The organism is Streptomyces sp. NPDC051907, assembly GCF_040681075.1.
Taxonomy (GTDB): domain Bacteria; phylum Actinomycetota; class Actinomycetes; order Streptomycetales; family Streptomycetaceae; genus Streptomyces.
The window spans coordinates 1-6887 of record NZ_JBFAYB010000185.1; the positions used below are offsets into that span (position 1 = coordinate 1).

The 6887-nt window shown below is 71.5% G+C and carries 12 protein-coding genes; 6 read left to right on the forward strand and 6 right to left on the reverse strand.

Going from position 1 to position 6887, the window contains the following annotated elements; all coding sequences use genetic code 11:
* Positions 1 to 18: 18 nt before the first annotated feature.
* From AB0M39_RS40925 to AB0M39_RS40950, 6 genes are all read right to left on the reverse strand, one after another.
* On the reverse strand, positions 19 to 1086 hold the full coding sequence (locus AB0M39_RS40925; RefSeq protein WP_365373979.1) for a hypothetical protein: 1068 nt from the start codon (positions 1084 to 1086) through the stop codon (positions 19 to 21).
* A 142-nt stretch (positions 1087 to 1228) separates the two neighbouring features.
* On the reverse strand, positions 1229 to 1867 hold the full coding sequence (locus tag AB0M39_RS40930; protein ID WP_365373982.1) for a hypothetical protein: 639 nt from the start codon (positions 1865 to 1867) through the stop codon (positions 1229 to 1231).
* Positions 1868 to 1953: 86 nt separating this feature from the next.
* A complete protein-coding gene (locus AB0M39_RS40935; protein WP_365373985.1) occupies positions 1954 to 2442 on the reverse strand; it encodes a hypothetical protein in 489 nt (162 codons plus the stop codon).
* A gap of 146 nt (positions 2443 to 2588) precedes the next feature.
* Positions 2589 to 2870: a hypothetical protein gene (locus AB0M39_RS40940; protein ID WP_365373988.1), complete on the reverse strand. Its 282-nt coding sequence runs from the start codon at positions 2868 to 2870 to the stop codon at positions 2589 to 2591.
* Positions 2863 to 3345 (reverse strand): hypothetical protein, encoded by a 483-nt coding sequence (locus AB0M39_RS40945; protein ID WP_365373991.1) that lies wholly within the window; start codon positions 3343 to 3345, stop codon positions 2863 to 2865. The genes AB0M39_RS40940 and AB0M39_RS40945 overlap by 8 nt, the downstream gene beginning before the upstream one ends.
* Positions 3346 to 3370: 25 nt before the next feature.
* Positions 3371 to 3679: a hypothetical protein gene (locus AB0M39_RS40950; protein WP_365373994.1), complete on the reverse strand. Its 309-nt coding sequence runs from the start codon at positions 3677 to 3679 to the stop codon at positions 3371 to 3373.
* A 166-nt stretch (positions 3680 to 3845) separates the two neighbouring features.
* On the opposite strand from AB0M39_RS40950, the gene AB0M39_RS40955 reads away from it, so the two are divergent.
* From AB0M39_RS40955 to AB0M39_RS40980, 6 genes are all read left to right on the forward strand, one after another.
* Positions 3846 to 4715 carry a hypothetical protein gene (locus tag AB0M39_RS40955; RefSeq protein ID WP_365373996.1) on the forward strand — a complete coding sequence of 290 codons (870 nt, stop codon included), beginning with the start codon at positions 3846 to 3848 and terminating at the stop codon, positions 4713 to 4715.
* A gap of 72 nt (positions 4716 to 4787) precedes the next feature.
* The gene (locus AB0M39_RS40960; RefSeq protein ID WP_365373999.1) at positions 4788 to 5270 is read left to right on the forward strand and encodes a hypothetical protein; all 483 of its coding nucleotides are present in this window, start codon (positions 4788 to 4790) and stop codon (positions 5268 to 5270) included.
* A gap of 63 nt (positions 5271 to 5333) precedes the next feature.
* Positions 5334 to 5633, forward strand: coding sequence for a hypothetical protein (locus AB0M39_RS40965; protein WP_365374002.1), 300 nt, complete (start codon positions 5334 to 5336; stop codon positions 5631 to 5633).
* A gap of 30 nt (positions 5634 to 5663) precedes the next feature.
* On the forward strand, positions 5664 to 5957 hold the full coding sequence (locus AB0M39_RS40970) for a hypothetical protein (protein ID WP_365374003.1): 294 nt from the start codon (positions 5664 to 5666) through the stop codon (positions 5955 to 5957).
* 68 nt (positions 5958 to 6025) lie between these two features.
* A complete protein-coding gene (locus AB0M39_RS40975) occupies positions 6026 to 6268 on the forward strand; it encodes a hypothetical protein (protein WP_365374006.1) in 243 nt (80 codons plus the stop codon).
* A 61-nt stretch (positions 6269 to 6329) separates the two neighbouring features.
* Positions 6330 to 6740 carry a hypothetical protein gene (locus AB0M39_RS40980; protein WP_365374008.1) on the forward strand — a complete coding sequence of 137 codons (411 nt, stop codon included), beginning with the start codon at positions 6330 to 6332 and terminating at the stop codon, positions 6738 to 6740.
* Positions 6741 to 6887: the final 147 nt, after the last annotated feature.

Below are 6887 nucleotides of genomic sequence, written 5' to 3' on the forward strand. Positions count from 1 at the left end.
TGTCGAGGACGACCGCGCTCAGACGGTCGGGCACGTTCGCTCCGCCCTGGCCGGGTCTGCCTGCGTCTTCTCGGGAGCTTTCGCCGCCGCCTTCTTGGCGCGGGCGGCCCTCTTCGCGGGCGTCTTCTTCGCGGCCCGCTTCGCCGCCGCCTTCGGCTGCTCCGGCTCCGGCTCCGCCTCGGCGGCGGGGGCGTCCTCCGCCGGGGGCTCCATCAGACTGCGCAGATCGTCAATGGACTGAGGGCCCACGGCCGGGTCAGCGTGCTCCACCGTGCCCGACGCCTGCCCCTTCGCGAGCTGGTCGGCCTCCTTCATCTTCTCCGTCAGCACGTTCCGCACGCTGTACTCGCCGGTGTCGTCCGCCGCGAAGTCCAGCGCCAGCGCATCGCGGGCCTCCATGAACACCTCGCGCAGCAGCGTCAGCCGCACCACGCCGTTCGGCTGCCCGCCGGTCAGCTCCGCCAGCCGCAGCAGCCGCACCGCCGTGTCCTTGTGCTCCTGGAGGACCGTCGCGATCGTGTCGCTGTCCGGGAACGCGGACTCGTCCTCGCCGTCGAGCATGTCCTCCACGGACAGCGGCATCCCGATCAGCACCTCCGGGCAGTACCGGGTGATGGCCCTGGTCGTGACGCGGGCGACCATCATGTTCTCCGGCTGCTTCGCGTACTGCTCACCGCCGAAACCGGTCCGCTCCGAAGGCGTCGTCAGGCCCAGCGCGACGGCCTCCTGCATGGTGAAGCGCACCTCGTGCGCCTCCGGCTCCCCCTTGCAGTGGATCAGCGCCACCGCGTGGAACCGGTCGAACTCCACGTACTTGATCCGGTGACCCGCCCGCCGGGCCAGCGCCCGCGCCAGCTTGGCCGAGGTGCCCACCGAGCCGTCACCGGCCAGGTACAGCTCCTTCCACGCGACCGCGATCGGGATGTCCAGAGCGCGCGCGTGCAGCATGACCGCAAGGATGTTGTGGGGCTTCTTCCGCAGCTTGACCGGCAGGAACTCCCCGGCCTCGGCCAGCATGTTCGCCAGCTCCATCATCTGCGTGAAATCCGCGGGCACGTCCGTACTGGGCAGGACGTGACTGGACACTGGGGCACCCGCCGTGGATGCTGTAGCCGTCGACGTGTTCACCATTTGAGGCTTGGTCTCCTTACGTGTTTGCTCGTTGACGCCGTGTAGGCGGCCCCCGGTCCTGATTCCGTCATGCCGGGGGCTGCCGTCTTTCTGTGGACTAGGCGGCCTCCTGCGATTCCCGCCATGCTTCCAGCGCCCGCTCCACCCGGCTGGTCAGGCCGGGGCGCTCGGCGAGCCGCTGCTGAACCCAGGCGATGTCCGGTGACAGGCCGAACTCGGCGGTCCGGCGGACCACCCACAGGTCGATCCCGTCGTCGTTCAGGCGGCCGGTCTGCTCGCCGAACTCGATGACGCGGGGCTCGGCCCAGCCGTACTTGCGGTACCGGCCCTGGCCCACGGCCACGTCTGCGGGGATGAACGCGTTGCGCTCCCGCATGAAGTACACCGCCTGCTTGCTCAGGCCGTACGCGTACGACGCCAGCCACGACGACAGGTAGACGCTGGGCGTCACGCTGTACGTGGACTTCACCAGCGTCGCCGCCTTGGCCAGGGAGCCCTCGGCCGCCGGGAGGTTGCGGGGGTGGCCGTCCGCGTCCAGCCGGTCGGCGTCCGCGCCGAACCGCCGGGCCCGCTTCGGCTCCCAGCCGAGGTTGTCCTTCGCGACCACCACGTCCGGCCCGATCATGTGCCCGTTCTCCAGCAGCCGGTACAGATGGCCTCGCGACAGCCCCATGCCCTTCGCCAGCTCCTTGTGACTCCAGAGCGTGCGCGTGTGCTCGTCTTCGTCCTGCTTCATGATGCAAACCTCCTGTCTCTGAGACACAGAGTTTAAGGGTGGGGGGCTGGGCTGCAACGCCCCCCACCCAGGTTGACCTGCTGGGGTTACAGCCCCAGGTACGCGTCCTTGTCCCACTCCGCCTCGGCGGGCCGGCACTCCAGGCAGTGCTCCCCGCCGGGCAGCACCGGCTCGTCCGCGCAGATCGGGCACGTCTCGGCGTTGGGCGTGTCGCACATCTCCGCCTCGTGCCCGCCGCAGGGGGCGTCCTCCTCCCAGCACTCCGCGCACCGCGCCCGGCCCTCGCTGTCGGCGGCGTGGGCGTGGCTCATGTCGTAGAACACGTTGAGCGCCCGGGTCGGGCGGGGAGCGCCAGGGTGGGGCGGCCGGAATGCCGGGTCCGGCACCACCACGACGCGGGTCTGGCGGATGGTGTGCGGCAGAGCGACGAGCAGCAGACCGCATTCGCAGACGGCCGCCTCGTGCTCCCAGTCCCAGCCCTCGGGTTCGCGCGCCATGCGCTGGCCCATGGCCTCAATCATCGTGGTCGTGGCGTCACCGGCGGCGATCATCTCTGCCAGCTCATCGAGCTTCATAGCCTGGTCTCCTTCGGGTCGAACCCCCCTGCCGTGTGACACTAGATTAGCATGCGACATGTGCGGACGCAAACCTATTGACACGCGGCGCGGCGCGGGCAGCAGAGAGCCCCCCGGCCAACCGGCCGGGGGGCTCACCCGCGGAGCTACCCGGCCGCCCGGTCGACCAGCCCCCCGATGTACTCCTTCACCTGGGCCATCGTCGCGAACGACGTGATCGGCGGCGACTCCTTCCGCTCCGCCCCCGCCCACACGTGCCAGGTCTTCCCGGCCTCGAACCAGTACGGCACCAGGACCGGCTTCCTCTCCCGCGTGCGGAAGGTGAACTGACGGGTATGCCACACCCGGTCGTCCCCCTCCGCACGCAGGAGGAAGAACTGCTCGCCGCCCTCCGCCTCGTCCGGCCGCTCCGCCCGCACCTCAGCCACGCCGCGCCCCTTTCACCCTGGCCCGCGCCGCCAGCGTCAGCTTCAGCCGCAGCGCGTCGGCCTCCTCCCGGTGCCCCACCGGCACCGGCGTCAGATCCATGCTCAGCATCCCCAGGGCCCAGTCCGCCTGACCCATCGCGCTGGCCGCCAGCGTCAGCATCCCCAGCTTCACTCCGGTCGGCAGGAACTCCACCTCCCGACCGGACACGGCGAAGTCGGCGGCGGAGGTGAACTCCCGCTCGCCCTCGACCGCGTCCGACACGATCGCCGCCGCCGCCCATCCGCGCAGATAGGCGACGCGGACGGCGGGCAGCTCCTCGCCCGGGAGCTGGTCGGTCGCCACGCAGTCGACGTAGGCCAGCCCCTCCAGCGCGCCCGCCACGATGTCGTGGGCGTGAGCCGGAGAGTCGCTGACCTCCACGGCCAGCGCCCGGCCGGGGTCGGTGCTCAGCGGGCGGGCGTCGTTCCAGGTCATACAGGTCTCCTCGTGTCGCATGTGGTCAGGTCCGCCTCGTCCAGGGGATCGGGACCAGGGCGGCGGCCAGCGCGTTCTCCGCCGCCGCCATCCAGCTCCGCGCCTGCCCGTCCGCGCAGTCAGCCCACAGGCTGGCCGCGCGGTCCAGGGCCACAGCCGCGCCGTACTCCAGCACCGCACGCTCCGCCTGGAGCGGGCTGGCCTGGTCGGCGCTGCGCCGCAGGGTCTGAGCGCGTAACGCGCAGACCGTGACCATCCGCTTCCCCTCCGCGCCCAGCAGGGGCGGCGGGGGGTGGGACTGCGGGGACGGCCCCCGCGTGATCTGAACGCCCATGGACGTGGTCTCCTTGCTGCCGTGTGAGACACAACATTAGCGTTCGCCAGGTGCTGTACACAAATCTCATGTCTCTGAGACATTGGAGTTGTGCAATCGACTCGGCGTATGTAAACCTTGTGTCACACAAGGGGGCAGACGCCCCCAAGTCACTAAGGAGCCCGCCATGGCCACCACCCGCTACGTCGTCGCCGCCACCGCCTCCAGCCCCGAGGTCAAGATCGTCAGCAACCTGAAGGCCGCCCGCGCCGAGGCCGACGCCCGCGCCAAGCTGGACCGCGTGGACGTCGAGGTCCGCACCCAGGCCACCGACAAGGTCAGCTACACCGCCAAGGGCGCGCCGGTCGCCGAGACCCCCGTCGCCCCGGCCGTCGACGCCGACGACACCACCCACGTGACCGAGACCGCCGCCGACACGGACGAGGCGGAGGCCGCGCTGGCCGCCGCCGAGGCCGCCGACCCGGAGCTGGCCGCAATGGTCGCCGCCGTCGACGAGCCCGCCGCCGACGAGGACGATCTGCCGGAGCCGGACGCCGACACCAAGGCCGCGTTCGACGCCGCGCTGGCCGCCGTCATGGGCGAGGTGGACACCGGCGCGGCGGCCACCGCCCCCGCCGCCGAGGACTCCCCGGCCGACCAGGCCCCCGCCGAAGACAAGGACGCCGACCGGCGCGCCGCGTGCGGCTGCCTGGTGGAGAAGATCATCGCCAGCGGCGAGCACGGCAAGGGCTGCACCCAGGCCCCCGCCGTCAAGGCCAAGGCCGCCTCGGTCGCCAAGGACCCCCAGCCCCGCCAGGCCGCCGCCCGCCGCACCGGCAACACCGGCCGCCGCGAGGCCCTGGGCAAGTCCGCGGTGGACGGCTGGGAGCTGCTCTACGACAAGCCCCGCCAGAAGGCCCAGGTCGGCCGCAAGGACGGCAAGTACGCCCTCATCTGCACCGACCACAAGCACGCCCACCCGCTGAACCGACTGGTCCAGGAGCGCGGGCTGCGCAGCGGAAAGCGGTCGGTCTGGTGCCCCGAGTGCACCAACTGATCCCCGCAGGCCGACCCGCCCGCCCGGCGCCCGCCGGGCGGGCACCCTGCCACAGAGGAGAGAGAACCTTCGATGACCGAGCCCCGCGAACACGACACCTACATCACCCCAGAGAAGGCCGCCGAACTCCTGGGCCACGCCAAGGTCTCCACCGACCACGCCGCCGCGTACGCCCGCCAGGTGGAGGCGGACGCGTGGATCACGGACGGCGTGCACGAGATCGACCCCGAGCGGGCGCGGGAGCTGATGCGGCGGTCGGCGTTGCGGTACGTGGCCGAGCGGCTGGACGGCAAGCGCGTGGCCCGCTACGCCACGCTCATGCTCATGGGCACGTGGAAGCCCAGCCCCGACCCCATCCCGCTCACCGAGGACGGCTACCTGGTCAACGGCCTGAACCGGCTGGCCGCCATCGCCCTGTCCGGCACCACCCAGCAGATGTTCATCGTCACCGACCCGCGCCCCGTGGCCGAGCTCGGCCTGGACTGGCACTCCGGCCCCCGCGTGTGCGACGTGGAGCCGCTGCCCGCCGACCACCCCGACCGCAACCGCTACTGATCCCCGCAGATCGCCGACCCCGTCCGCCGGACGGGGTCGGCCCGTTGAGAGAGGAACCCCCGCATGGCCACGCCCGAGACCGACTACACCCCCGGCGACGAGCCGGTGCCCGTGGGCACTGTCGTCCGCTACACCGGCAGCCGCGCCCACGGCGAGTACGAGATCACCGAGCACCGTGATCCCGCCGAACACCCCCGCGCCCGCCTGCCGCTGAGCGACAGCGCCAGGGCGGCCTACCCGGACGGGACGGCGTACGACCTGTGGCCGGTCGGCGTGGAGCGCAAGTTCGGCAACCGCGACCGCGCCGTCTACTACGCGCGGCGCACCTCGTTCACGGTCGTGTCGCCGCCCGCCCAGGGCTGACCCCATCCCCGCAGACCAAGGAGTAGTGCCATGGCCGGACTCGGCCTGAACATCATCATCGACCGCATGGGCAAGCCGGGGCAGCCGTTCGCGGAGCGGCTGGAACAGCTCGGCGCGGAGGTGGCCGACGCCCTGATGGAGCTGGAGTACCTGGTCCGGGAGGAGGCCCGGTCGGCTGGCGTCGCCGAGGCCGACCTCGACGAGCACGCGGGCACGGCCGTGGGGGTCGTGGTCGGCAATCGGTGCCGTGGCGTCGTGGCCGACGCTGCGAAGCGGCGGGCGGCGCGCCGGTTCCCGGTGCGGGCGGATGCCGACACGCAGTGACACAGGATTTACAAATGTCTATGGCGGAAGCTAATCTGTTGTCACACGGCAGGACGGGAGGCCAAGCCATGACGCTCACCGCCAGCTTCGCAGCCGGTACCCCCGGCGACGACGAATGGCTCCGACAGCAGGAAGCCGACCGCCGATACGCCTTCGATCAGCAGCTGGCCTACGAAGCCCGCCGCTCCGCCCTCAAGCGCGAGCGCCAGGCGGAGCTGGCGGCGGAGGCCGCCAAGGTGAGGGCGCGCCAGTGCCCGGACTGCTTCCTGGTCCGGACCCCGGCGGGCACCTGCGACTGCACCGAAGGCTGATCCACGCAGACCGGCCCCCGGCCGCCCGGCCGGGGGCCCATACGACAGAGACGAGCACACCATGACCTTCACCCTGGACCAGCTCCGCAAGGGGCACCACGTCACCGCGACCGACGAGAGCATCACCGTGATCGGCACGGTGTTCAAGGTCGGCGAAGACCCCAGCCTGCCGAGCGTGGACATCATGACCGCCAGCGGCGACACGCACCGGGTGCCGGTCGAGCTCATCACCGAGCGCACCCGCCCGCTCCACGAGATCGCGGCCGACATCCGCGAGAGCTGGGGCAACGTCACGTACAGCGCCGTCCCTTACCTGGTGGCGATGCGCGAGCTGGACAAGATCACCGACGACTACGGCCACGACTCCGGCGAGGGCATCGTCCGCCGCTTCCTGGGCAACGCGAGGGGCTGGCGCGGCGAGAAGGCCAAGGAGATCAAGGCCGAGCTGCGCGCCCTGGCCGGTATGAAGTGACCAGCCTCCCCGGCATCCCGCCCGCCCCGCAGTAACGTCACGAACGTCCGCCCGGCCGCCCGGCCGGGCGGGCGGCCGGATCACAGGAGACCAAGCCTCATGTACGACGACGACAACCAGCCGGTCATCCCCCGCCACATCATCCCC

Excerpts from the sequence above, each read along its gene's own strand:
- AB0M39_RS40935 (WP_365373985.1), bottom strand. The coding sequence starts at position 2,442 with ATGAAGCTCGATGAGCTGGCAGAGATGATCGCCGCCGGTGACGCCACG.
- AB0M39_RS40930 (WP_365373982.1), bottom strand. The coding sequence starts at position 1,867 with ATGAAGCAGGACGAAGACGAGCACACGCGCACGCTCTGGAGTCACAAG.
- AB0M39_RS40960 (WP_365373999.1), top strand. The coding sequence starts at position 4,788 with ATGACCGAGCCCCGCGAACACGACACCTACATCACCCCAGAGAAGGCC.
- AB0M39_RS40980 (WP_365374008.1), top strand. The coding sequence starts at position 6,330 with ATGACCTTCACCCTGGACCAGCTCCGCAAGGGGCACCACGTCACCGCG.
- AB0M39_RS40975 (WP_365374006.1), top strand. The coding sequence starts at position 6,026 with ATGACGCTCACCGCCAGCTTCGCAGCCGGTACCCCCGGCGACGACGAA.
- AB0M39_RS40955 (WP_365373996.1), top strand. The coding sequence starts at position 3,846 with ATGGCCACCACCCGCTACGTCGTCGCCGCCACCGCCTCCAGCCCCGAG.
- AB0M39_RS40950 (WP_365373994.1), bottom strand. The coding sequence starts at position 3,679 with ATGGGCGTTCAGATCACGCGGGGGCCGTCCCCGCAGTCCCACCCCCCG.
- AB0M39_RS40965 (WP_365374002.1), top strand. The coding sequence starts at position 5,334 with ATGGCCACGCCCGAGACCGACTACACCCCCGGCGACGAGCCGGTGCCC.
- AB0M39_RS40945 (WP_365373991.1), bottom strand. The coding sequence starts at position 3,345 with ATGACCTGGAACGACGCCCGCCCGCTGAGCACCGACCCCGGCCGGGCG.
- AB0M39_RS40970 (WP_365374003.1), top strand. The coding sequence starts at position 5,664 with ATGGCCGGACTCGGCCTGAACATCATCATCGACCGCATGGGCAAGCCG.